General features: G+C 65.0%; 21 protein-coding genes and 2 tRNA genes. 5 read left to right on the plus strand and 18 right to left on the minus strand.

What is annotated here, in order from left to right:
- Positions 1–7 precede the first annotated feature (7 nt).
- The 13 genes from lpxA to rpsB all read right to left on the minus strand — a co-directional run bounded on the left by lpxA (position 8) and on the right by rpsB (position 12658).
- The gene (gene lpxA, locus ACWV14_RS18885; protein WP_081267255.1) at positions 8–796 is read right to left on the minus strand and encodes an acyl-ACP--UDP-N-acetylglucosamine O-acyltransferase; all 789 of its coding nucleotides are present in this window, start codon (positions 794–796) and stop codon (positions 8–10) included.
- 29 nt (positions 797–825) lie between these two features.
- Positions 826–1275, minus strand: coding sequence for a 3-hydroxyacyl-ACP dehydratase FabZ (gene fabZ / locus ACWV14_RS18890; protein WP_013541729.1), 450 nt, complete (start codon positions 1273–1275; stop codon positions 826–828).
- 23 nt (positions 1276–1298) lie between these two features.
- The gene (gene lpxD / locus ACWV14_RS18895) at positions 1299–2276 is read right to left on the minus strand and encodes a UDP-3-O-(3-hydroxymyristoyl)glucosamine N-acyltransferase (protein WP_454903040.1); all 978 of its coding nucleotides are present in this window, start codon (positions 2274–2276) and stop codon (positions 1299–1301) included.
- Between the two features lie 14 nt (positions 2277–2290).
- Entirely contained in the window at positions 2291–2842 is a 552-nt protein-coding gene (locus ACWV14_RS18900; protein ID WP_422086961.1) for an OmpH family outer membrane protein, read from the minus strand.
- Complete coding sequence (gene bamA / locus ACWV14_RS18905) at positions 2843–5278, minus strand: outer membrane protein assembly factor BamA (protein ID WP_422086962.1); 2436 nt, start codon at positions 5276–5278, stop codon at positions 2843–2845. It lies immediately after the preceding gene.
- Between the two features lie 38 nt (positions 5279–5316).
- Positions 5317–6687, minus strand: a complete 1371-nt coding sequence (rseP, locus tag ACWV14_RS18910) for an RIP metalloprotease RseP (RefSeq protein WP_454903041.1) — start codon at positions 6685–6687, stop codon at positions 5317–5319.
- Positions 6688–6720: 33 nt separating this feature from the next.
- The gene (gene ispC, locus ACWV14_RS18915; protein WP_454903043.1) at positions 6721–7908 is read right to left on the minus strand and encodes a 1-deoxy-D-xylulose-5-phosphate reductoisomerase; all 1188 of its coding nucleotides are present in this window, start codon (positions 7906–7908) and stop codon (positions 6721–6723) included.
- Complete coding sequence (locus tag ACWV14_RS18920) at positions 7905–8750, minus strand: phosphatidate cytidylyltransferase (RefSeq protein WP_454903045.1); 846 nt, start codon at positions 8748–8750, stop codon at positions 7905–7907. The genes ispC and ACWV14_RS18920 overlap by 4 nt, the downstream gene beginning before the upstream one ends.
- Before the next feature lie 19 nt (positions 8751–8769).
- Positions 8770–9498 carry a polyprenyl diphosphate synthase gene (gene uppS, locus ACWV14_RS18925; protein WP_454903047.1) on the minus strand — a complete coding sequence of 243 codons (729 nt, stop codon included), beginning with the start codon at positions 9496–9498 and terminating at the stop codon, positions 8770–8772.
- An 8-nt stretch (positions 9499–9506) separates the two neighbouring features.
- Complete coding sequence (gene frr, locus ACWV14_RS18930) at positions 9507–10067, minus strand: ribosome recycling factor (RefSeq protein ID WP_081267263.1); 561 nt, start codon at positions 10065–10067, stop codon at positions 9507–9509.
- An 11-nt stretch (positions 10068–10078) separates the two neighbouring features.
- Entirely contained in the window at positions 10079–10801 is a 723-nt protein-coding gene (gene pyrH / locus ACWV14_RS18935) for a UMP kinase (protein WP_454903048.1), read from the minus strand.
- Positions 10802–10897: 96 nt separating this feature from the next.
- On the minus strand, positions 10898–11821 hold the full coding sequence (tsf, locus tag ACWV14_RS18940; RefSeq protein WP_081267265.1) for a translation elongation factor Ts: 924 nt from the start codon (positions 11819–11821) through the stop codon (positions 10898–10900).
- An 81-nt stretch (positions 11822–11902) separates the two neighbouring features.
- A complete protein-coding gene (rpsB, locus tag ACWV14_RS18945) occupies positions 11903–12658 on the minus strand; it encodes a 30S ribosomal protein S2 (protein ID WP_081267266.1) in 756 nt (251 codons plus the stop codon).
- 210 nt (positions 12659–12868) lie between these two features.
- On the opposite strand from rpsB, the gene ACWV14_RS18950 reads away from it, so the two are divergent.
- Positions 12869–14194: an amidase gene (locus ACWV14_RS18950; protein WP_454903050.1), complete on the plus strand. Its 1326-nt coding sequence runs from the start codon at positions 12869–12871 to the stop codon at positions 14192–14194.
- Between the two features lie 53 nt (positions 14195–14247).
- Positions 14248–15501, plus strand: a complete 1254-nt coding sequence (locus ACWV14_RS18955; RefSeq protein ID WP_454903052.1) for a D-amino acid dehydrogenase — start codon at positions 14248–14250, stop codon at positions 15499–15501.
- Here ACWV14_RS18955 and ACWV14_RS18960 read toward each other — a convergent pair.
- Complete coding sequence (locus ACWV14_RS18960) at positions 15491–15919, minus strand: hypothetical protein (RefSeq protein ID WP_454903053.1); 429 nt, start codon at positions 15917–15919, stop codon at positions 15491–15493. The genes ACWV14_RS18955 and ACWV14_RS18960 overlap by 11 nt on opposite strands.
- A 41-nt stretch (positions 15920–15960) precedes the next feature.
- Here ACWV14_RS18960 and ACWV14_RS18965 point away from each other — a divergent pair, with 41 nt between their 5' ends.
- Positions 15961–17421 (plus strand): NAD(P)H-hydrate dehydratase, encoded by a 1461-nt coding sequence (locus ACWV14_RS18965; protein WP_454903054.1) that lies wholly within the window; start codon positions 15961–15963, stop codon positions 17419–17421.
- 13 nt (positions 17422–17434) lie between these two features.
- Here the strand turns inward: ACWV14_RS18965 and ACWV14_RS18970 are convergent, their stop codons facing one another.
- On the minus strand, positions 17435–18199 hold the full coding sequence (locus ACWV14_RS18970; protein ID WP_409195367.1) for an SDR family oxidoreductase: 765 nt from the start codon (positions 18197–18199) through the stop codon (positions 17435–17437).
- 52 nt (positions 18200–18251) lie between these two features.
- Complete coding sequence (gene rnr, locus ACWV14_RS18975) at positions 18252–20519, minus strand: ribonuclease R (RefSeq protein WP_454903056.1); 2268 nt, start codon at positions 20517–20519, stop codon at positions 18252–18254.
- An 81-nt stretch (positions 20520–20600) separates the two neighbouring features.
- Between rnr and ACWV14_RS18980 the strand changes: the two genes are divergently transcribed.
- Together ACWV14_RS18980 and ACWV14_RS18985 are read left to right on the plus strand one after the other, a co-directional pair.
- Positions 20601–20685, plus strand: a tRNA-Leu gene (locus ACWV14_RS18980).
- 269 nt (positions 20686–20954) lie between these two features.
- Positions 20955–21039, plus strand: a tRNA-Leu gene (locus ACWV14_RS18985).
- A gap of 84 nt (positions 21040–21123) precedes the next feature.
- Here the strand turns inward: ACWV14_RS18985 and rimO are convergent.
- Together rimO and phaR are read right to left on the minus strand one after the other, a co-directional pair.
- Positions 21124–22530, minus strand: a complete 1407-nt coding sequence (rimO, locus tag ACWV14_RS18990) for a 30S ribosomal protein S12 methylthiotransferase RimO (protein WP_422086974.1) — start codon at positions 22528–22530, stop codon at positions 21124–21126.
- A 78-nt stretch (positions 22531–22608) separates the two neighbouring features.
- Complete coding sequence (phaR, locus tag ACWV14_RS18995) at positions 22609–23169, minus strand: polyhydroxyalkanoate synthesis repressor PhaR (RefSeq protein WP_081267273.1); 561 nt, start codon at positions 23167–23169, stop codon at positions 22609–22611.
- Positions 23170–23226 lie beyond the last annotated feature (57 nt).

The raw sequence follows: 23226 nt of genomic DNA on the forward strand, positions 1-23226 counted from the left end.
GGTCACGTCAACGAGCGATGCCGCGCGTCGAGTTGGCGAGGAAGGATTCCATCAGCGCGACGTCGCCGGCGGCTTCCGGCATTTCAGCCGCGAGCGCGGCAATGGCCGTGCGCGCCTCCTCGAGCGTCTTGCCCTGGCGGTACAGCAGCCGGTGCATCTGCTTCACCGCAGCGAGCCGCTGTGCGGAGAAGTCGCGCCGGCGCAGGCCAACGATGTTGAAGCCGCGCACAGCCAGCGGATTGCCGTCGACCAGCATGAAAGGCGGCACATCCTGCGTCACGGCGCTGGCAAAGCCGAGCATGGCGTGGGCACCGATCGAAACGAACTGGTGGATGCCCGTGAGCCCGCCGACCGTGACCCAGTCGGCCAGGTGCACATGTCCCGCCAACGTGGTGTTGTTGGACAGCGTGGTGTGGTTGTCTACGCGGCAGTCGTGTGCGATGTGCGTGTACGCCATGATCCAGTTGTCGCTGCCCACGCGCGTCACGCCGCCCGCCCCCGGCACGCCGAGGTTGAACGTGCAGAACTCGCGGATGACGTTTCGGTCGCCAATGACGAGCTCGGTCGGCTCGCCGGCGTATTTCTTGTCCTGCGGCACGGCGCCCAGGGACGAGAACTGGAAGATCCTGTTGTCGCGCCCGATGGTCGTGCGCCCTTCGATCACGCAGTGCGCGCCGACGGTGGTGCCCGCGGCGATCCGCACATGCGGGCCGATCACGGTATAGGGGCCGACCGACACCGAGGCGTCGAGTTCTGCCTGGGGGTCGACGAGTGCTGTCGAATGAACCTGGGTCATGCCTTGTGAAATGGCTGGCTGCGACCGGATCAGCTGATCTGGCGCATCGCGCACATCAGCGTGGCCTCGCAGGCAAGCTCGCTGCCCACCAGGGCACGCCCCTTGAACTTCGAGATGCCGGCCTTCATGCGTTCGATCTCGACTTCGAGCGTGAGTTGGTCGCCGGGTTCCACGGGGCGCTTGAAGCGCGCGCCGTCGATGGCGGCGAAGTAATAGACCGTGTTGTCGTCCGGCACGATGTCGAGCGAATGGAACGACAGCAGCGCCGCGGCCTGGGCCATGGCTTCGAGCATCAGCACGCCCGGCATCACCGGGCGGTGCGGAAAGTGGCCATTGAAGAACGGCTCGTTCATCGTCACGTTCTTGAGCGCCGTGATGCGCTTGCCCTTTTCCATGTCCAGCACGCGGTCCACCAGCAGGAACGGGTAGCGGTGGGGCAGCAGCTTGAGGATTTGATGGATATCGAGCGTCGTCGTCATGATTTTCTGTTCCTGCATCGTCGTCATTTTTTCGAGGGAGCCTTCTCCAGCGCCTTCAGTCGTTCGCGCAGGGTATGCAACTGCTTGAGCGTTGCCGCATTCTTTTCCCAGCTCGCATTGTCATCGATGGGAAACATGCCGGTGTATTGGCCGGCCTTGTGGATCGAACGGGTAACAATGGTTGCGGCGGACACGTGGACACCGTCCGCCACCGTCAGGTGGCCCAGCACGATGGCGCCGCCGCCGAAAGTACAGTTGGCGCCGATGGTCGCGCTGCCCGCCACGCCGACGCAGCCCGCCATTGCGGTGTTCTTGCCGACGCGCACGTTGTGGCCGATCTGGATCAGGTTGTCGAGCTTGACGCCGTCTTCGATCACCGTGTCGTCGAGCGCGCCGCGGTCGATGCAGGTGTTGGCGCCGATCTCGACGTCGTTACCGATGCGCACCGCGCCCAGCTGCTCGATCTTGACCCACTGTCCTTGGTGCAGCGCAAGGCCGAAGCCGTCGGCACCGATGACCACGCCGGGGTGCAGCAGGCAGCGTTCGCCGATCGAGCAATCTTCGCTGACCGTTACGCGCGACTTCAGCACAGTGCCCGCGCCGATGCGCGCACCCCGCTCCACCACGCACAGCGCGCCGATGCGTGCCGTGGCATCGACATGCGCCTCGGCGTGGATCACCGCGCTGGGATGGATGCGGTCGGCCTCCGGACGTGCATGGTGCGCCTTCCAGAGCTGCGTCAGGCGCGCGAAGTAGAAATACGGATCAGGCGTGACGATGAAAGCGCCGCGCGCGGCGGCCGCCTCGCGCATGGCGGGCGACACGATCACGCAGGCAGCTTTCGACGCCGCCAGTTCCTGCTGGTATTTGGGATGGCTCAGGAAGCTGAGCGCATCAGGCTGTGCATTCTGGAGCGGCGCCAGCCGCTCGATGGACAGCGTCGCATCGCCATGAAGCTCGCCCCCAAGGGCGTCAACGATGGCTCCGAGCTGCAGTGACACGCCGGTTCGCGGCGTTACTTGCCGGCCGCGGGCGTAGAAGAGCCGACCGACGCGTTCAGCGCCTTGATCACCTTGTCGGTGATGTCGTGCTTCGGGTTGATGTAGATCGCTTCCTGCAGGATGGCGTCGTACTTCTCAGCCTCGGCCACCTGCTTCACGACGCGGTTGGCGCGTTCGTAGACCTGCTGAAGCTCTTCGTTCTTGCGCGCGTTCAGGTCTTCCTGGAACTCGCGGCGCTTGCGCTGAAAGTCACGATCCTGGTCGACCAGCGAACGCTGGCGCGAAACACGCTGGGATTCGGACAGCGTGGGCGCCTCGCGCTCGAACTTCTCGGACGCGGCCTTCAGCGCCTCGCCTTGCGCGGTCAGGTCTTTCTCGCGCTTGAGAAACTCCGCCTCGAGCTTGGCCTGGGCAGCCTTGGCGGGCTGGGCTTCGCGCAGCACGCGGTCCGGATTCACGAAACCGATGCGAAAGGTTTCCTGTGCTTGCGCCTGGGCAGGCGCAGCAGCGAACACGAGAGCGGGAATCAACAACGCGCCAGCCGCGGCGCGAATCAAATGCTTCATTTAGAAAGACGTTCCGATCTGGAATTGGAGGCGCTGGATTCTATCCTTCGGGATAGTGACGAGGCCGGTGCTCGGATCCGTGACTTCCTTCTGGGACTTGATGGGGAAGGCATAAGCCAGGCGCAGCGGGCCCAGCGGCGAGATCCAGCTGACGCCGAGACCGACCGAGGCACGCAGTTTCTTCTGGGCGCTCCACTGCGCATCCGTCAGGCCGGGCGCACGGGAGCCGAACACGTTGCCGATGTCGAAGAAGCTGTACAGGCGCAGCGTACGGTCGTTGCCGGCACCCGGGAAAGGCGTGCTCAGCTCGGCGTTGAAGATGGCCTTCTTGGTACCGCCCAGCGCGGCGCCATCGGTCTGGCCGAAGAGCGGCACGTCGCGCGGACCCAGCGAGTTCTGCTCGAAGCCGCGAATCGATCCGAGACCACCGGCATAGAAGTTCTTGAAGATCGGGTAGGTATTGCCGCCAAGCGCCTTGGCATAGCCGACCTCACCGTTGACCGAGAAGGTGTACTGCTTGTTGATCGCGAAGAACTGCTGGTACTGGTAGTTCGTCTTGATGTACTTCATGTCGCCGCCCACGCCCAATTCGAGGTTGGCGCGTTGCATACGGCCCGTGGTCGGGGTCAGCGCGCTGTCGCGGCTGTCGCGGCCCCAGCCGACGGTCAGAGGAACACCCCAGACGCTCTTCTGGTCGCAGCCGAGCACGAAGAATCCGGTCGAATCCTTCTTGCACTGGAAGTAGGAGAGATAGGAATTCGGCGTGTACAGGCCCGCGAAGATCGACGACCGGTTCGGATCGAACGCGTAGCGCTCCAGGCCGATGCCGAAGAACACCGTGTCGATCTCGCTGAACGGCACGCCAAAACGGATCGAGGCGCCCTGGTTGACGAGCTTGTAGTCGCCGTCTTCCGACGTCGAGTACGGCCGCGTCGTGGTGTGGTACACGCTGATCGTGCGCGAAATGCCGTCCTTGGTGAAGTAAGGATCGGTCGTGGTCAGCGACAGCGTACGGTTGTACTTGCTGGTGTTGACCTGCACGCCCAGGAAATTACCGGAGCCGAATACGTTTTCCTGCGAAATGCCGAAGGTCAGCGCGACCTTGTCGGAGCTCGAATAGCCGGCGCCCAGCTGCAAGCTGCCGGTGGGCTTTTCGGCCACGTTGACCGTCAGGTCCACCTGGTCGGGCGAACCCGGCACTTCCTGCGTTTCGACGTTCACTTCGGTGAAGAAACCGAGGCGGTCGACACGGTCTCGCGACAGCTTGATCTTGTCGCCGTCGTACCACGAGGCTTCGTATTGGCGGAACTCGCGGCGAATGACTTCGTCGCGGGTCTTGTTGTTGCCGCCGACCATCACGCGGCGCACGTACACGCGGCGCGAAGGCTCTGCCTGCAGCGTCAGCGTGACGCGGTTGTTGACGCGGTCGATGTCGGGACGCGCCTGCACACGGGCGAACGCGTAACCGAAGGTGCCGAAATAGTCGTTGAAGGCCTTGGTGGTCTCCGTGACCTGCTCGCCGTTGTAGGGCTCGCCCGGCTTGATGGTGATGAGCGACTTGAACTCGTCATCGCGGCCGAGGTAGTTGCCGTCGAGCTTGACGCCTGCCACCACGAACTTCTCGCCTTCGGTGATGTTCACCGTCACCGTCAGATCCTTGCGGTCCGGCGAGATGGCGACCTGAGTCGAGTCGATGCGGAACTCGAGGTAGCCGCGCGTGATGTAGTACGAGCGCAGCGTCTCGAGGTCGGCATTGAGCTTGGCGCGCGAGTACTGGTTCGACTTCGTGTACCAGCTCATGAAGCCACCGCTGTCCTGGTCGAACAGGCTCAGCAGCGTCGATTCGCTGAAGGCCTTGTTACCCACCACGTGCACTTCGCGAATGCGGGCCGACTCGCCTTCGGTGACGGTGAAGGTCAGGTTGACGCGGTTGCGCTCGATGGGGGTGACGGTGGTCACGACCTGCGCGTTGTACAGGCTGCGGCTCACGTACTGGCGCTTGAGCTCCTGCTCGGCGCGATCGGTCAGTGCCTTGTCGTACGGACGGCCATCGGTCAGGCCGACCTCGCGCAGCGCCTTCGTCAGCGCGGCCTTGTCGAATTCCTTGGTGCCGACGAAGTCGACGTCCGCGATGGTGGGACGCTCTTCCACGATCACCACCAGCACATTGCCGTTCACATCGATGCGCACATCCTTGAACAACCCCAATTCGAACAGCGCGCGGATCGCGGCGGAACCGCGCTCGTCGCTGTAGGTATCGCCCACGCGCAGGGGCAGCGACGCGAAGATCGTGCCGGCTTCGACGCGTTGCAAGCCTTCGACGCGAATGTCACGCACTGTGAAAGGCTCGACGGCCCAGGCGGCCGTGGCGGCGAGCGCACTGGCAACCACCGCGACAACGCTACGCAGGCGAAAGCGACTGAAGTTTTTGTTCATCTGTGAATTGAGCCGGCACGGAAAGGGCCGGCAGAAAGTTAACCAAAGAGCCGCGTGACGTCGTTGAAGAGTGCGACCGACATCATGACCAGCAACAGGGCAACCCCGCCCCGCTGCAGCCGTTCCATCCAGGCGTCAGAGACGCTTTTCCCGGTCAGGCCCTCCCAAAGATAATACATCAGGTGCCCCCCATCGAGGACCGGCAGCGGCATGAGATTGAGCACGCCAAGGCTCACGCTGATGAGCGCAAGGAAGACAAGATACTGTGTCAGGCCGAGGCTGGCGGACTTGCCGGCATAGTCGGCAATGGTGAGCGGACCGCTCAAATTCTTAAGGGAGGCTTCACCAATGACCATCTTGGCCATCATTCGCACGGTCAGCGCCGACACCTCCCAGGTGCGCACCACGCCACGCCAGACGCCGTCGACCGGCCCTTGGCGCACCGTCACCATCTCTGGGGGGCCGCCCACGTAGGCGCCGATGCGGCCGACCTTGGCGGCGCCCTCTTCCCGCACCTCGGGCTTGACGTCGATCGTGAGCGACTGCCCGCCACGCTCGATCTTCCAGGCCTGGGTACGCGGCTGGCCGCCGTCGACCGAGGCGCGGATCACTTCACGCAGCTGCTGTCCGTCGACGATGGCCGTGTCGCCGATGGCGCGCACAACGTCGCCGTTGCGCAGGCCTGCGCGCTCCGCGGCGCTGCCGGGCATGACTTCGCCGATTTCCGGCTTCGTCAGGGGGGCGAGCACGCCGATCTTGCGGAACATCTGCGGATCGGCATCCCGACTCTCGAGGCTGCTCAGGGGAAGCACCAGCGTGCGTGCGGGCCGACCGCCCTCTCCCGCCACTTCGAGCGTCAGGTCGTGGCCATCGAGCGCGCCGCGCGTCATGCGCCAGCGCAGGTCCTCGAAGGACTGAACCGGCGACAGGTCGCCGTCGAAGCCCGCCCGGGTGATGTATTCGCCGCCATGCAGGCCCGCGGACTCGGCCATCGAAGCCGCCACCGGGCGGCCCAGCTTGGCGACCGGTTCCTGCACGCCGATCCAGTTGACCGCCGTGTAAAGCACCACCGCCAGCAGCAGGTTGGCGATCGGTCCCGCGGCGACGATGGCCGCCCGCGAGCGCAGCGGCTGGGTATTGAAGGCACGATGGCGCTCTTCAGGGGCCACCGGGCCTTCGCGCTCGTCGAGCATTTTGACGTAGCCACCCAGCGGGAACGCACCGATGACGAACTCGGTCGATTGCCCCGGATGCTGCCGCTTGGGCTGCCAGCGAAACAGCACCTTGCCGAACCCGACTGAAAAGCGCTCCACCTTGACGCCACAGGCCACCGCGACGCGGTAGTGGCCGTATTCGTGCACCGCGATCAACACACCGAGCGCGACCACAAAGGCTATGACAGTAAGCATCCGGGTCCTCTGAGTTGTAAGGGTGGGTCGTCGTCAGGCTGCGAAACGCAGCGCCGCGGCATTGGCCGCCGCACGGGCGCTGGCATCGATTGCCAGCAGGTCTGCCAGCGATGCCGGCTTGGAGGGGGAGACCGTCTCCAAAGTTTCCATGTTGACCGCATGAATGCGGTCGAAACGAAGCCGCCGGTTTAGGAATGCTTCAACCGCGACCTCGTTGGCGGCATTGAGCACGGCCGTCGTACCCGGCGCCGCGCGCAATGCGTGCCATGCCAGTCCCAGCCCCGGGAAGAGCGCCGCATCGGGCGCGGTGAAAGTCAGCGAGGCCATCTGGCGGAAATCGAGCCGAGCCGCGCCGCTCTCGATGCGCTCGGGCCAGGCCAGGCCGACCGCGATCGGCACCCGCATGTCGGGCGTACCGAGCTGGGCGATGACCGATGCGTCGGTGAACTGGACCATCGAGTGCACCACGCTCTGCGGATGGATGACGACCTCGATCTGCTCGGGCGAGACGCCGAACAGGTGGCGCGCCTCGATCACTTCGAGCGCCTTGTTCATCATCGTGGCCGAGTCGACCGAGATCTTCCGCCCCATCACCCAGTTCGGATGGGCACAAGCCTGCTCGGGCGTCACTGCGCCCAGTGTCTCGGGCGCGCGCGTGCGAAATGGGCCGCCCGAGGCAGTCAGAATGATCTTGTCGATGCGACGCGACCAGGTTGTCGGATCTTCTGGCAGCGACTGGAAGATGGCCGAATGCTCGCTGTCGATAGGCAGCAGCATGGCCCCGCCATCGCGCACCGTACGCATGAACAACTCGCCCCCGACGACCAACGCCTCCTTGTTGGCCAGCAACAGGCGCTTGCCGGCACGCGCGGCGGCCAGGCAGGGCCCGAGGCCCGCTGCGCCGACGATGGCGGCCATGACGGCGTCGACATCTTCGTGCGCCGCTATCTTTTCAAGAGCATCACTGTCAGCCAGGACAACGGTTTTCAGGTTGTTCTGCTTGATCTTTTCAGCCAGCAGTGCCGCATGCGGCGCGCTGGCCATGACGGCGAAACGCGGCAGGAACCGCGCGCATTGCGCCAGCAGTTCGTCCACCTTGGTGGCGGCGGACAGCGCAAACACCTCGAAACGCTCGGGATGGCGCGCAATGACGTCGAGCGTGCTGACGCCGACCGAACCGGTCGAACCGAGCACCGTGACGCGTTGTTTGGGAGTGTTCACAGGAAAGCCAGCATCATGGCAATGGGAAGCGCCGGCAAGAGGGCATCCACGCGGTCGAGTACGCCGCCGTGGCCGGGCAGCAGCTTGCTGCTGTCCTTGGCGCCGGCGCTTCGCTTGATAAGTGATTCGACGAGGTCGCCCACGACGCTCATCGCCGCAAGAAACAGCGCACCGAGCAGCAGGAGCCACCAGCCGCGCTCGTTGAGCCGTGTGTAGAGACTGGCGACGGTCGCGCCCGTCGCCTTGTCGGCCCAGACCCAGGCAAAAGCCAGCACCACCACGCCGATCATGCCGCCCCAGACACCTTCCCAGCTCTTGCCGGGACTGATCGCGGGAGCGAGCTTGTTGCGGGTGAACTTGAGGCCGAAGGCCCGGCCGGCGAAATAGGCGAACACGTCGGCGACCCACACCAGCACCAGGATGGACAGCAGGAAGTTGATGCCGACCATGCGCGCCTGCACCGCCGCAAGCCATGCAACCCAGAGCGCCAACAGGCCACCGACCAGCCGCAGCCCGCGCGGAATCCGCGGCCAGCCCGGCACCGCCACGCGGAGCAGCAGCGCGCCACCCAGCACCCAGGCAGCGCCGGCCAGGGTCCACATCAGCACCAGCGACTGTTCGAGCAGGCCCAGCCACCACGACAGCGCGCAAAGCACCACCGTCTCGATGCCCAGGAACACCGCCAGCCGCTGGCCATAGCCGTTCAGGCGCCCCCACTCCCAGGCAGCGGCACCGATCAGCACCAGCATCACGCAGGCAAAGGGAATGTAGTTTCGATAGAACAGCGCCGGCAGCAGGATCGCGAGCAGCACGATCGCCGTGAGGATGCGTTGTTTGAGCATGCGAGAGGTTGTCGGGCTTTCAGGCCGTCTGGCTCTGGGGAGCCGAGACCTGTGCCGAGGTTTGGCCGAAGCGACGCTCGCGGCTTTGGAACGCGGCGATGGCCTCGTCCAGCGCAGCCTCGTCGAATTCCGGCCACAGCTTGTCGCTGAAGAAAAGCTCGGCGTAGGCACTCTGCCAGAGCAGGAAATTGGACAACCGCTGCTCGCCGCCCGTGCGGATGAACAGGTCGGGATCGGGCACATGGGCCAGGGCCATTGCCCGGTCGAGGCTTGCCTCAGTTATGGCTTCGCCCCGAGCCGCCAGCTTGGCCGCCGCCTGAGCGATGTCCCACCGGCCACCGTAGTTGAAGCAGACGTTGAACACCATGCGCTCGTTGTGCGCGGTGGCGGCCTCGGCGTCGACCAGGCCTTTCACCATCTTCGGCGACAGCCCGCCGCGCTCTCCGACGAAGTGCAGCCGTACGCCGTCGCTGCTCAGCCGGGGCACCTCGCGGGCGAGCGCGCCGACCATCAGTTCCATGAGCCCGGAAACCTCCTCGACGGGGCGGTTCCAGTTTTCGGACGAAAACGCGAACACCGTGAGCACGCCCACGCCGCGGTCGGCGCAGGCCTTGACGCAGCGGCGCAGCGATTCGACGCCCTGCTTGTGCCCCGCGACGCGGGGCAGAAAGCGCCGCGTCGCCCAACGGCCGTTGCCGTCCATGACGATGGCAACGTGATGCGGGGTGCGCGGCGTTGACGAGGCCATGGCAGGCCTCAAACGGCCATGATCTCCGCTTCCTTGGCCGCGACCAGGCGGTCGATTTCCGCGATGTGGCGGTCAGTGACCTTCTGGATCTCGGCCTCGGCGCGCTTCTGGTCGTCTTCCGACGCCAGCTTGTCCTTGACCAGCTTCTTGACCGACTCGTTCGCGTCGCGGCGCAGGTTGCGCGTGGCGATCTTGGCGCTTTCGCCTTCGTTGCGGACCAGCTTGGTCATTTCCTTGCGGCGCTCTTCGCTCATGGCGGGCAGCGGCACGCGGATAAGGTCGCCCATCGAGGCGGGGTTCAGGCCCAGGTCGCTTTCGCGGATGGCCTTCTCGATCTTGGCGCCCATGCCCTTTTCCCAGGGCTGGACGCTGATGGTGCGCGAATCGAGCACCGACACGTTGGCCACCTGGCTCAGCGGCACTTGGGAGCCGTAGTACTCGACGTGGATCGAATCGAGCAGTGCCGAATTGGCACGGCCCGTACGGATCTTGGTGAGGTTGTTCTGGAATGCGGCGAGCGACTGATTCATCTTCGCGTCGGTCGCATTGCGGATGTCTGCAATGGTCATCTCAAATACTCCTAGGCATGCACCAGCGTGCCCTCGTCCTCGCCCATCACGACACGCTTGAGCGCGCCGTTCTTGAAGATCGAGAACACCTTGATCGGCAGCTTCTGGTCGCGGCACAGCGCGAAGGCCGTGGCGTCCATGATGCCGAGATTTTGCGCGATTGCCTCGTCGAAAGTCAGCGTGGCGTAGCGCGTTGCATTGGGGTTGGTCTTGGGGTCGGCGGTGTACACGCCGTCGACCTTGGTCGCCTTGAGCACCAGCTCGGCGCCGATCTCGGCACCGCGAAGCGCGGCAGCGGTGTCGGTGGTGAAGAACGGGTTGCCCGTGCCGGCGGCGAACACCACGACCTTGCCCTCTTCGAGGTACTGCAGGGCCTTGGGGCGCACATAGGGCTCGACCACCTGCTCGATGGCAATGGCTGACATCACGCGGGCCACCAGGCCCTGCTTGTTCATGGTGTCGGCCAGCGCCAGTGCGTTCATCACGGTGGCCAGCATGCCCATGTAGTCGGCAGTGGCGCGGTCCATGCCGACGGAGCCTCCTGCGACGCCGCGGAAGATGTTGCCGCCGCCGATGACCACGGCCACCTCGACACCCATGTTCACCACTTCGGCGATTTCCTCGACCATGCGGACGATGGTGGCGCGGTTGATGCCGAAAGCGTCGTCGCCCATCAACGCCTCTCCCGACAGCTTCAACAAGATTCGCTTGTGGGCTGGACGGGCATCAGACATGGGCAATTTCCTTGAGTTGGCGGGGGCGAGTGTAAAACGTAGCGGTGAAAAAGCGGCGGCACGCGTTCGCGCACCGCCGCTTGTGTGGCGGCTGGATCAGGCAGCAGCCTTGGCAGCAGCAACTTGCGCAGCCACTTCGGCGGCGAAGTCGTCGACCTTCTTCTCGATGCCTTCGCCGACCACGTACAGGGTGAAGCCCTTGATCGTGGTGTTGGCGGCCTTGAGCATCTGCTCGACGGTCTGCTTGTCGTTCTTGACGAACGGCTGGTTGTGCAACGAGACTTCCTTCAGGAACTTCTGCACGCCGCCTTCGATGCGCTTGGCAACGATGTCGTCCGGCTGCGGCTTCTTGCCTTCGGCTTCGGCCGTCTTGCGGTCTTCGTCGGCCTTGCCCTTGGCAACTGCGCGTTCCTTTTCGATCAGGTCGGCAGGCACGTCGGAAGCCTGGATGGCGACCGGCTTCATGGCGGCGATGTGCATCGCAACGTCCTTGGCCGACGTGTCGTCGCCTTCGAACTCGACCATCACGCCGATGCGCGTGCCGTGCAGGTACGAAGCCAGCTTGCCGTTGCCCGTGAAGTGCTTGAAGCGGCGGAAGCTCATGTTCTCGCCGATCTTGCCGATCAGGCCCTTGCGCACGTCTTCGAGCGTGGGACCGAAACCGTCTTGCTCATAGGCCAGCGCGCCCAGGGCAGCGATGTCCGCGGGGTTGTTCCTGGCGACCAGCATCGCGGCAGCGTTGGCCATGGCCAGGAAACTGTCGTTCTTGGTGACGAAGTCGGTTTCGCAGTTGATTTCGATCATGCCGCCGGCAGCGCCGTCGACGAAAGCCGTGACCACGCCTTCGGCGGTGATGCGGCCCGATGCCTTGCCGGCCTTGTTGCCGAGCTTGATGCGCAGCAGCTCTTCGGCCTTTTCCATGTTGCCGTCGGCCTCCGTCAGGGCCTTCTTGCATTCCATCATGGGCGCGTCGGTCTTCGCGCGCAGTTCGCCGACCATGCTTGCGGTGATTGCAGCCATTTGTGTATCTCCGTAAATCCAAAAATCAGGTTAAAAAAAAGGGGCACCAAAGCCCCTTCTTCAGGCTCGCGAGCGCGCCGATCAGGCCGAAGCGCCTTCTTCGACTTCGACGAATTCGTCGCTGCCGCCTTCGGCGATGGCCTTGACCACGTCACCGGTGGCGCTGTTGCGGCCTTCGATGATGGCGTCGGCGATGCCACGTGCGTACAGCGTGACGGCCTTCGACGAGTCGTCGTTGCCGGGGATCACGTAGTCGATGCCTTCGGGCGAGTGGTTGGAGTCGACCACACCGATCAGCGGAATGCCGAGCTTCTTGGCTTCAGCCACGGCGATCTTGTGGAAGCCCACGTCGATCACGAAGATGGCGTCGGGCAGAGCGGTCATGTCCTGGATACCGCCGATGTCCTTTTCGAGCTTCTCGATTTCGCGCGAGAAGGTCAGTTGCTCCTTCTTGCTCAGCGAGTCGAGGCCGGCTTCTTGCTGGGCCTTCATGTCCTTCAGACGCTTGATCGAGGTCTTGACGGTCTTGAAGTTGGTCAGCATGCCGCCGAGCCAGCGGGTGTCAACGAAGGGCACGCCGGCGCGGCGGGCTTCGGCAGCCACGATTTCACGGGCCTGGCGCTTCGTGCCGACCATCAGGATCGTGCCGCGGTTGGCCGTGAGCTGCTTGGCGTACTTCATCGCGTCCTGGAACATCGGGAGCGACTTTTCCAGGTTGATGATGTGAATCTTGTTGCGGTGACCGAAGATGAACGGAGCCATCTTGGGGTTCCAGAAGCGGGTTTGGTGACCGAAGTGGACACCGGCTTCCAGCATTTCGCGCATGGTGGTAGACATTGAAATTACTCCAAAGGTTGGGTCTAAAATCCAGCCCGTTTTGTGCTCTTTTGGATGGAGTCACAACACCTTGATTGGGCCGGTTTGCGGATGTGTCTGGCTGGATGCAACGGGAGCCGTCGCTCGACCAGCGAAACCCAAAGAGTATAGCACGGCCACTCTGCCCTCTTCCTGAACCCGAGCCGTCCTCGCGGCACTGCAGCCCCACACATGAACGACCTCCACGCCACCCGTCTCTCCCTCCTGGCAGGTGGCTCCGATGTACGCACCGAATTGGAGCGCGCCATCGACGTCTCGCAGTCGGCAGCCTGCGCCCACGTCTTCACCCGAACGATGTTCGACGAGGCCCGCCAGACCGTTGCCGGCACCGACACCGAAAGCCGGCTTTCCGGGCTGGCCTTCACCAGCAAGGACCTGTTCGATATCGCGGGCCAGCCGACGCCCGCCGGCTCCGTGGTGTTGTCGCATGCACCAGCCGCCAGTACCGACGCCCTCGCCGTAGCGCGGCTGCGCGCTGCGGGCGGCGTACTGACCGGGCGCACCAACATGACGGAGTTCGCCTTCTCCGGCGTCGGCGTAAATCCGCACCACGGCACGCCCGCCAACGTGAGCGACACCGCCACGCCCCGCATTCCGGGCGGCTCGTCGTCAGGCGCCGCAATCTCGGTGGCCAGCGGCGCCGCTTTCATCGGCCTGGGCTCCGACACGGGCGGCTCGATCCGCATTCCGGCGGCGCTGAACGGCATCGTCGGGTTCAAGAACACCGCCCGCCTCACACCCGCCGACGGCGCACTGCCGCTTTCGACCACGCTCGACACCGTCTGCGCCATGACGCGGTCGGTGCGCGACGCCATCACCGCGCACGAAATTCTTGCCGCGCGGCGCGTCACGGCCGGCAATGCGCCCCTGGCCGCCTACCGGATCGCCGTGGTGAAGAACGTGTTCTTCGACGACATCGAACCCACCGTCGACACCGCCTTCCAGCGCTCGTTGAAGCGGCTGCGCGCCGCCGGCGCCCGCATCGAAGAGATCGCGCTCCCCGAGTTGGCCGAGCTGGCAACCATCAACGCCACCGGCGGTTTCTCGGCGGCCGAGTCCCACGCCTGGCACCGGCTGCTGCTGGAACGCAGCGGCGCCGGCTACGACCCGCGCGTGGCCCAGCGCATCCTGCGCGGTGCCGGCATGAGGGCGCATGAATACATCGACCTGATCCATGCCCGCCGCGACTGGATCGCCCGCGTCGAAGCCGCGCTGGCGCCTTTCGACGCCATGCTGTCGCCCACGGTGCCGATCACCGCGCCCTCCATTGCCAGTGTGGCGCCGGGAGCCGAGCGCGACGACGAGTTCTTCCGCATCAACGGACTGCTGCTGCGCAATCCGTCGATCGTCAACATGCTCGACGGCTGCGCCATCTCGCTGCCCTGCCACATCCCCGGCGAACTGCCGGTCGGCCTCATGCTGTGGCATGCCGCGCTGCACGACGACGCCGTGCTCGCGTTAGCCCTGCAAACCGAGTGCACGCTACAGAATCAATAGCTGGCTTCGCCCATACTACGGGCGTCCGCCGTCTCTCTTATCTAGAACATTCAATGAAAATCGCGATCGTGGGCGCCGGCATCATCGGCGTCACCACCGCCTGGGAACTGGTTTCCGACGGCCATGAAGTGACCGTGTTCGAGCGCCGGGGCGCCGCCGCCGAAGAAGCCAGCTTCGCCAATGCGGGCGTGGTCGCCCCCGGATACGTCACCCCCTGGGCCGCTCCCGGCATGCGCGGCAAGGTGCTGCGCTCGCTGCTGTCCTCGCATGGCGCCATCAAGCTGCGTTGGCCCCTGAGTTCGCGCGACATCGGCTGGATGTCGCGCTGGCAGAAGGCCTGCAAGCTCGAGACTTACCTCGCCAACCGCGCCCGCATGCAACGGCTGGCCTTCTACAGCCGCACCCGGCTGCACGAAGTGACCGAGGCGCGCGAGCTGAGCTACGAGCGCAGCGACGGCTACCTAGTGCTGCTGCGCTCCAAGCGCGAGAAAAAGCTGGTCCAGCCCGGGCTCGACGTGCTGCGCGCGGCAGGCAGCGTCTTCAAGGAAGTCGATGCCGACGAGGCCCGCCTGATCGAGCCCGCGCTCAACCCCGAAACCCCGCTGGCGGGCGCCATCTACCTGCCGGAAGACGAAGTGGCCAACTGCCGCCAGTTCGCGCTGCTGCTCAAGTGGGAGGCCGAGGCCCTGGGCGCGCAGTTTCATTTCAACTGCGACATCGCGCCGCTGAGCCGCGCCGCGCCCACTTCGCTGTCGCTGGCCAGCGGCTCGGACCCCGTGCGCTACGACGCCATCGTCGTGTGTGCAGGCCTGGCCTCGGCCACGCTGCTGCGCCCGCTGGGCCTGCGCATTCCGATGGCGCCGGTCTACGGTCATTCGGTCAGCGCACCGGTGCGCGAGCCGCTCAATGCCCCGCGCAGCGCGGTGATGGACGAGCGCTACAAGGTCGCCATCTCCCGCTTGGGCCAGCGCGTGCGCGTGGCCGGCAGCGCTGAGATCGGCGGCTCGCTGGACACGATGAATCCGGCCTCCGTGCAGCTTCTCTACAAGGTGCTGCACGACTGGTTTCCAGGTGCGGCAACCCTGCAGTCGGGCGTACAGCAATGGAAAGGCGCACGGCCGATGCTGCCGGACGGCCCGCCGGTGCTGGGCGCCAGCGGCATCCCGGGCGTATGGCTCAACCTCGGCCACGGATCGAGCGGCTGGGCGCTGTCGTGCGGCAGCGCACGCGTGCTGGGCGACCTGATCGCGGGCCAGGATCCGGGGATCGACCTCGAAGGGCTCGGCGTCGAGCGCCTCAGTCTTTAGGATCCCAGCGGCGCAGGCGCTCCGGGCTTGCGGGCTGCTCGACGGGCAGTTCGGGCTCCGGCGGCGGCCGCAGGCGCTCGGCGATCCATCCCAGCAAGCCGGGGCCGATCAAGGCGAAGAAAACCAGGCACATCACCCCGGCACCAAACAGGGCCAACCGCGCCAGACCCGAAACGCTCCCGGCCGGCAGATCGAACCAGCGAATCACGCTGACACCGATGCCGACATTGGCCGCCCAGGCCAAATCCCTCATCGGCACCCAGCGTTTCAAATGGGCCAACAGGAAGACGCCCCACACGGCACCCAGCAAGGCCAACACCCATGCCAGCCCGGCGATCCAGGCAATGGTCGCGGCCAGGAAAAAGACAAGCCCTGCGACAAGCAGGGCGAGCACCCAAGCGACGCTCTTGAAGTTCATCCACCGATGATAGAGAGGCAACGCAGCGGCACAATGGATCGATGCAACGCATCACACCCGCCACCGCCGCAGACCTGTTCGACATCGCCGCCACGCGCCGCATCGAGCAGGCCGCGGCAGCCGCGCTGCCTGCTCACACATTGATGCAGCGCGCCGGCCTCGCGGTCGCGCGACTCGCAATGGCCATTGCGCCGCAGGCGCGAACGATCTGGGTGGCCTGCGGGCCCGGCAACAACGGCGGCGACGGCTTCGAGGCGGCGGCGCAGTTGCGGCATCGAGGCTTCTTTCCCGTGATCACGTTCGCCGGGGACGAGAGCCGGCTGCCGCCGGATGCGAAAACATCACTGCAGCGTGCCCGCGACGCGGGTGTCACCTTTGCAGAGAACCCGCCGACCGCTTACGAGCTCGCCATCGACGCACTGCTCGGCATCGGCTCCACAAGACCACCCGAAGGCACGATGGCCGAATGGCTACGGCAGATGCATGCGAGCGCGCAGCCTGTGCTCAGTGTCGATGTGCCGTCAGGGTTGAATGCGGACACCGGCGCGCTGCCGAAAGACGCCGACCGCACGACCGACTCGACACGCCACTGCATCACCTTTCTTACGCTGAAGCCCGGCCTCTTCACCGCACAAGGGCGCGACGCAGCAGGCATCACCTGGTTCGACGATCTCGGCTGCAGCCACATCAAGGATCAGCCAACCGCCCGGCTCGCCGGCACGCCGAGGGCACTGCCGCGCGCGCATGCCTCGCACAAGGGCAGCTACGGCGACGTCGCGGTGATCGGAGGAGCGTCCGGCATGGCGGGCGCGGCGCTGCTGGCAGGATCAGCCGCGCTGCATGCCGGCGCAGGCCGGGTGTTCGTCGGCCTGCTCGACCCAGGCGCGGCCGTCGTCGACACCTCACAGCCAGAGCTGATGCTGCGCGACGCCCGCTCGCTCGACCTGTCGGCAATGACCGCCGTCTGCGGTTGCGGCGGCGGCGAAGCCGTGCGCGAACTCCTGCCGCGCGTGCTGGCGACAGCCGCTGCATTGGTGCTCGATGCGGATGCTCTCAACGCCATCGCGGCCGACAGCGCGCTGCAGGCGCAACTCGCATCGCGCGGAAAAGACGGATTGCCCACCGTGATCACCCCGCATCCGCTCGAAGCAGCTCGCCTGCTCGACTGCACGGCCGCCGACATCCAGGCCGACCGGCTCGCGGCGGCGCGCCAGCTTGCATTGCGCTTCGGCGCGGTCGCCGTGCTCAAGGGATCGGGGACGGTGGTTTCGGACGCAAGCGGAGCGCCTCCGGTCATCAACCTGACAGGCAACGCCCGCCTGGCGACCGCCGGCACCGGCGACGTGCTGGCCGGCATGATCGGCGCCGCGCTGGCAGCCGGGCGGCCCGCCTTCGAGGCCGCATGCGAAGCTGTCTGGCAGCATGGCCACATCGCCGACACCTGGCCGGCCGATGCAGCCCCGCTCACGGCAGGCACTCTGGCCCGCCGCGCGCCCGCCTGACGCGGCTCTTTGCTTAGCCGCGCCCGACGAAGGGCATCTTCGTCGCCATGATGGTGTGGAACAGCACGTTCGCTTCCAGTGGCAGGTTCGCCATGTAGAGCACCGACTGGCCGACGATCTTCACGTCGATCAGCGGCTCGATCGCGAGTTCGCCATTGGCTTGCGGCACGCCCTTGGCCATGCGCGCGGCCAGCTCGGTCATCGCATTGCCCACGTCGACCTGCCCCACCGCGATGTCGTACTTGCGGCCGTCCAGCGACGCGGTCTTGGTCAGACCCTCGACCGCATGCTTGGTCGCCGTGTAGGCCGCCGAATTGGGGCGCGGCGCGGTGGCAGAGATGGAGCCGTTGTTGATGATGCGGCCGCCCATCGGCGTCTGCGCCTTCATCGTGCGGAACGCCTGCTGGATGCAGAAGAACATGCCCGTCAGGTTGATGTCGACCACGCCCTGCCATTGCTCTGGCGTCCAGTCCTCGAAGGGGCCGGGCGGGTTGCCCACACCTGCGTTGTTGAACAGCAGGTCGACACGCCCGAAGCGTTCGACCGTGGCGGCGAACAAGGCCTGCACCGAATCGGCCTTGGCCACGTCGGTAGGCACCGCGAAGGCGCGCGCACCGGCGCCCGATTCTTCGGCGACCTGTTCCAGCGGCTCCAGCCGGCGCCCGGCCAGTGCCACGCTCCAGCCGTCGCCCAGCAGCGCCAGCGCCGCGGCGCGGCCGATGCCGGAACCCGCCCCCGTGACGATGGCGATGCGGCCCTTGTTGTCTTCAGCGCTCATGCTGTCTGTCTCTTTCTTTCTTGAGGTTGTCGATGGTTCATGCGGCAAGGCGTCAGCGGCGCGGCTTGCGCCCCTTCATCTTGTTGGCAGCCTTCTTGACCGCCGACTTGAAAGCCTGCATCGCGGATTGCGGCCCGGCCGAAGCCGAGGTACCCCGCTCCCCGCGCGGCTCGCCGCCACCGGCTTCCGCCGCCTTGTGGCGGCTGCCTCGCTTGGCCGACGCCTTGACCGGCACGCCCGAAGATGCCACGCCCTTGTCCTTCATGGCACGTGCCGTGAGTTCCTCGCCTTCGCGCACGAGGCGGAAGTCGATCTTGCGGCCGTCCAGGTCGACGCGGCTCACCTGCACCCGCACCCGCGTGCCGATGGCATAGCGGATGCCGGTGCGCTCGCCGCGCAGTTCCTGGCGCATCTCGTCGAACTTGAAGTACTCGCCGCCGAGCTCGGTGATGTGCACCAGCCCCTCGACGTACATCGCGTCGAGCGTGACGAAGATGCCGAAGGTAGTGGCCGCGGTGACCACGCCGCCGTATTCCTCGCCGAGGTGCTCGCGCATGTACTTGCACTTGAGCCAGGCCTCGACGTCGCGGCTGGCCTCGTCGGCACGGCGTTCGTTGGCGCTGCAATGCAGGCCCGCGGCCTCCCATGCCAGCACTTCCTTGCTGGGCGCGACTGTCGCCTTCTGCGGCTTGTTGGTCGGTGCCTTCACGCGCGAAGCAAGCCGCTTCGCCAGCTTGGCATGCGCCTCGCCTGGCGTCGGCAGCATCGGCAGCTGGTAGCGCGTCTTGCCCAGGATGGCCTTGATCACGCGGTGGACCAGCAAGTCCGGGTAGCGCCGGATCGGGCTCGTGAAATGGGTGTAAGCCTCGTAGGCGAGGCCGAAGTGGCCGCTGTTGATGGGCGTGTAGATCGCCTGCTGCATCGAGCGCAGCAGCATGGTGTGGATCTGCTGCGCGTCGGGGCGTTCCTTGGTGGCCTCGGCAATCGCCTGGAATTCGCCCGGCTTGGGGTCGTCGGTGATGCTCAGGCCGACGCCCATCGCCTTCAGGTAGCCGCGCAGGATTTCCTTCTTCTCGGGCGTCGGGCCTTCGTGCACGCGGAACAGGCCCGGGTGCTTGCCTTCGGCGATGAAGTCGGCGCTGCAGACGTTGGCGGCGAGCATCGCTTCTTCGATCAGGCGATGCGCTTCGTTGCGCGTGCGCGGCACGATCTTCTCGATGCGGCCGGCGTCGTCGCAGATGATCTGCGTCTCGGTGGTCTCGAAGTCGACCGCGCCGCGCTTGCCGCGCTGCTTGAGCAGTGCCTTGTAGACGTCGGCGAGGTTCAGCAGGTCCTTGACGCGGTCCTTGCGCTTGGCGGCTTCAGGGCCACGCGTGTTGCCGAGGATGGCCGCCACTTCGGTGTACGTGAACCGCGCGTGGCTGAACATTACGGCCGGATAGAACTGGTAGGCGTAGATCTCGCCGTCGGCCGCAACCAGCATGTCGCACACCATGCACAGGCGCTCGACCTCGGGGTTGAGCGAGCACAGGCCGTTCGAGAGCTTCTCCGGCAGCATCGGGATGACGCGGCGCGGAAAGTAGACGCTGGTGGCGCGGTCGTAGGCGTCGATGTCGATGCCCGAGCCGGTCTGCACATAGGCGCTGACGTCGGCAATCGCGACCAGCAGGCGCCAGCCCTTGCCACGGCCCACCTTCGCGGGCTCGCAATAGACGGCATCGTCGAAGTCGCGTGCGTCTTCGCCGTCGATGGTGACTAGCGGAACGTCGGTGAGGTCTACGCGCCCCTTCTTGTCGGCGGGGCGGACCTTCTCGGGCAGCGCCTTGGCTTCGGCCAGGCACTCCGCGGAAAACTCGTGAGGCACGCCGTACTTGCGCACGGCGATCTCGATTTCCATGCCGGGGTCGTCGATCTCGCCCAGCACTTCTTTCACTCGGCCCACGGGTTGGCCGAACAGCGCCGGCGGTTCCGTGAGCTGCACGACGACAACCTGGCCCACCTTCGCGGGACCGGTCGCGCCCTTGGGGATCAGGACGTCCTGCCCGTAACGCTTGTCTTCCGGCGCAACGAGCCAGATGCCGCCTTCGTGCAACAGGCGGCCGATGATCGGCTGCTCTGGGCGTTCGACGATTTCGACCACGCGCCCCTCAGGGCGGCCGCGCCGGTCTTGCCGCACCACGCGTGCCTTGACGCGGTCCTTGTGCAGCACCGCGCGCATTTCGTTCGGTGGCAAATAAATGTCTGCTTCACCGTCATCACGCTGCACGAAGCCGTGCCCGTCGCGATGTCCTTGAACAGTTCCTTCGAATTCGTCCAGCAAGCCGCTGGAAGTGCCATTATTTTTGATATGATCTCCTTCTTTCCTGAAATTCAAAACGCAGTTGCTTCGGCAACTACGTGGGCCCAGATGGCGGAATTGGTAGACGCACTAGTTTCAGGTACTAGCGAGTAACATCGTGGAGGTTCGAGTCCTCTTCTGGGCACCAAGTTTATACAGACCCTCACCAGGTCATTCGATTCAAGCCACCGGTATCCGGTGGCTTTTTTCATGGTCGTTCGCATCTGCATCACGGGCGACACGATCGCCAGATTGCACCCGCCGATACTGACCGTGCACGCACGAACACGCTCGCCCGCATTCGGCAACAAAGCACCCACACGAACAAAGCCGTGCAGACGCAAAAATTTCGACTGGCCAAAAAGGTTGCGCCAAATCTGTGTATATAATCGCATTCTTTGCTGAAAAGCAGAGAATGCCCAGATGGCGGAATTGGTAGACGCACTAGTTTCAGGTACTAGCGAGTAACATCGTGGAGGTTCGAGTCCTCTTCTGGGCACCAAATTCACATTGACCCCCGCCAGGTCATGTTCCGAAACAAGCCACCGGTCTCCGGTGGCTTTTTTCTTGTCCGTTCGAATCTGCATCAAATCGGCAGGGCGATCAGGTCGTGACCTTCGGCGCCCACGATGCGCGCGCGCGTGAACTCGCCGACCTTCAGCGTCTTGCTGATCTTCTCGGGCGGCAGCAGACGGACCGTGCCGTCGATCTCAGGCGCATCGGCGTACGTGCGCCCCACTCCACCCTTGCGGCCCAGGCCCGGCGCCGAATCGACAAGTACCTGCATGGTCGAGCCGATGCGACGCTGCAGCTTGGCGATCGACACAGCCTCCGCCACTTCCATGAAGCGGGCACGGCGCGCTTCGCGCTCAGGCTCGGGCAGCATGCCCGGAATGTCGTTGGCCGTGGCGCCTGCGACCGGGCTGTAGGCAAAGCAACCGGCGCGATCGATCTCGGCTTCGCGGATGAAGTCGAGCAGGTGCTCGAATTCCTGCTCGGTCTCGCCTGGGAAGCCGGCAATGAAGGTGCTGCGGATCACGAGCTCCGGGCACACCTCGCGCCAACGCGCAATACGCTCCAGGTTCTTCTCGCCGCTGGCCGGCCGCTTCATGCGCTTGAGCACATCAGGGTGGCTGTGCTGCAGCGGCACGTCGAGATACGGCAACACCTGGCCGCTCGCCATCAGCGGAATGACTTCGTCCACGCTCGGATACGGGTACACATAGTGCAGGCGAACCCAGGCGCCATACGGCTCGGCGATTTCACCGAGGGTGCGCACCAGTTCGAGCATGCGGGTCTTGACCGGCTTGCCATCCCAGAAGCCGGTGCGGTATTTGACGTCGACGCCGTAGGCCGAAGTGTCCTGGCTGATCACGAGCAACTCTTTCACGCCACCCTCGAACAGGGCCTTGGCCTCGCTCAGCACGTCGCCGACCGGCCGCGACACGAGGTCGCCGCGCATCGACGGGATGATGCAGAAGGTGCACCGGTGGTTGCAGCCTTCGCTGATCTTCAGATAGGCATAGTGGCGCGGCGTCAGCTTGAGACCGGCAACGCCGAAGGTGTTGGGAACCAGGTCGATGAACGGGTCGTGCGGCTTGGGCAGGTTCGCGTGAACAGCATCCATCACCTCTTGCGTGGCATGGGGGCCGGTAACGGCCAGCACGCTCGGATGCATCTGGCGCACCAGATTGCCACCTTGGTCGCCCGTCTTGGCCCCGAGACAGCCCGTGACGATGACACGGCCGTTTTCAGCCAGCGCTTCGCCGATGGTGTCCAGGCTTTCCTTCACGGCATCGTCGATGAAGCCGCAGGTGTTGACGATCACAAGATCGGCACCTTCGAAGGTCTTGGCAGTTTGGTAACCCTCGGCACTCAACTGGGTCAGGATCAATTCGGAATCGGTAAGGGCCTTGGGGCAGCCCAGGCTCACGAATCCGACCTTGGGGGCGGTCGGCGTGGCCGTGCGTTCGGGGGAGGCAACTTCGCTCATATGCCTCTATTGTCCCAGCTATCGGTGACGGCCGGGCGCCCATCGAAAAACCTTTGCCTTATGGCGATCGGGCGGTACTCAAGGACGCTTGATGCCAAAGGCCCCCAATACCTGCTCGGTGTTTTTCTGCATCTGCTCCTGCATCTGCAGGAAAACGTTCTTGGATTGCTCGACGTAGTTGCCCATCAGCCCCTGCAGCATCGGCGACTGCATGGTCATGAAGCGCGACCACATCTCGGGCGTCAGGCCTTCGGCCTTGTCGGCCAGCTGCGCCTGCACTTCGGTCATGGCCTGGATGTTCTTCTCGAGATACGGCCCCATGTAGCCCTGCATCGCCTGCCCGTAGAAGCGAATGATGTTGGCCAGCACCTGCTCGGTGAACATCGGCGCGCCACCCGCCTCTTCTTCGAGAATGATCTGCAGCAGGATGCTGCGCGTGAGGTCATCACCGGTCTTGGCATCCCGCACCACGAACTGCGCGTTCTGGATGACCAGCTGCTTCACCTCGGTCAAGGTGATGTACGTCGATGTCTCGGTGTCGTAGAGCCTTCGGTTGGGGTACTTCTTGATCACACGCTGTACCGGCTTGACCCCGGACTTCTTGCTCTGCACTGCGGACTCCTTCACATGGACGCCCATGTCATCGGATGATTCTAGGGAGCGGTTTTGCTGCATCGCGACAAGGTTTACCCTGAC

The organism is Variovorax durovernensis (genome assembly GCF_977011995.1).

What these genes read in the sequence shown, in the direction of transcription:
- lpxA (WP_081267255.1), bottom strand. Translation starts at nt 796, where the DNA reads ATGACCCAGGTTCATTCGACAGCACTCGTCGACCCCCAGGCAGAACTC.
- fabZ (WP_013541729.1), bottom strand. Translation starts at nt 1,275, where the DNA reads ATGACGACGACGCTCGATATCCATCAAATCCTCAAGCTGCTGCCCCAC.
- ACWV14_RS18900 (WP_422086961.1), bottom strand. Translation starts at nt 2,842, where the DNA reads ATGAAGCATTTGATTCGCGCCGCGGCTGGCGCGTTGTTGATTCCCGCT.
- bamA (WP_422086962.1), bottom strand. Translation starts at nt 5,278, where the DNA reads ATGAACAAAAACTTCAGTCGCTTTCGCCTGCGTAGCGTTGTCGCGGTG.
- rseP (WP_454903041.1), bottom strand. Translation starts at nt 6,687, where the DNA reads ATGCTTACTGTCATAGCCTTTGTGGTCGCGCTCGGTGTGTTGATCGCG.
- ACWV14_RS18920 (WP_454903045.1), bottom strand. Translation starts at nt 8,750, where the DNA reads ATGCTCAAACAACGCATCCTCACGGCGATCGTGCTGCTCGCGATCCTG.
- uppS (WP_454903047.1), bottom strand. Translation starts at nt 9,498, where the DNA reads ATGGCCTCGTCAACGCCGCGCACCCCGCATCACGTTGCCATCGTCATG.
- frr (WP_081267263.1), bottom strand. Translation starts at nt 10,067, where the DNA reads ATGACCATTGCAGACATCCGCAATGCGACCGACGCGAAGATGAATCAG.
- pyrH (WP_454903048.1), bottom strand. Translation starts at nt 10,801, where the DNA reads ATGTCTGATGCCCGTCCAGCCCACAAGCGAATCTTGTTGAAGCTGTCG.
- tsf (WP_081267265.1), bottom strand. Translation starts at nt 11,821, where the DNA reads ATGGCTGCAATCACCGCAAGCATGGTCGGCGAACTGCGCGCGAAGACC.
- rpsB (WP_081267266.1), bottom strand. Translation starts at nt 12,658, where the DNA reads ATGTCTACCACCATGCGCGAAATGCTGGAAGCCGGTGTCCACTTCGGT.
- ACWV14_RS18950 (WP_454903050.1), top strand. Translation starts at nt 12,869, where the DNA reads ATGAACGACCTCCACGCCACCCGTCTCTCCCTCCTGGCAGGTGGCTCC.
- ACWV14_RS18955 (WP_454903052.1), top strand. Translation starts at nt 14,248, where the DNA reads ATGAAAATCGCGATCGTGGGCGCCGGCATCATCGGCGTCACCACCGCC.
- ACWV14_RS18960 (WP_454903053.1), bottom strand. Translation starts at nt 15,919, where the DNA reads ATGAACTTCAAGAGCGTCGCTTGGGTGCTCGCCCTGCTTGTCGCAGGG.
- ACWV14_RS18965 (WP_454903054.1), top strand. Translation starts at nt 15,961, where the DNA reads ATGCAACGCATCACACCCGCCACCGCCGCAGACCTGTTCGACATCGCC.
- ACWV14_RS18970 (WP_409195367.1), bottom strand. Translation starts at nt 18,199, where the DNA reads ATGAGCGCTGAAGACAACAAGGGCCGCATCGCCATCGTCACGGGGGCG.
- rimO (WP_422086974.1), bottom strand. Translation starts at nt 22,530, where the DNA reads ATGAGCGAAGTTGCCTCCCCCGAACGCACGGCCACGCCGACCGCCCCC.
- phaR (WP_081267273.1), bottom strand. Translation starts at nt 23,169, where the DNA reads ATGGGCGTCCATGTGAAGGAGTCCGCAGTGCAGAGCAAGAAGTCCGGG.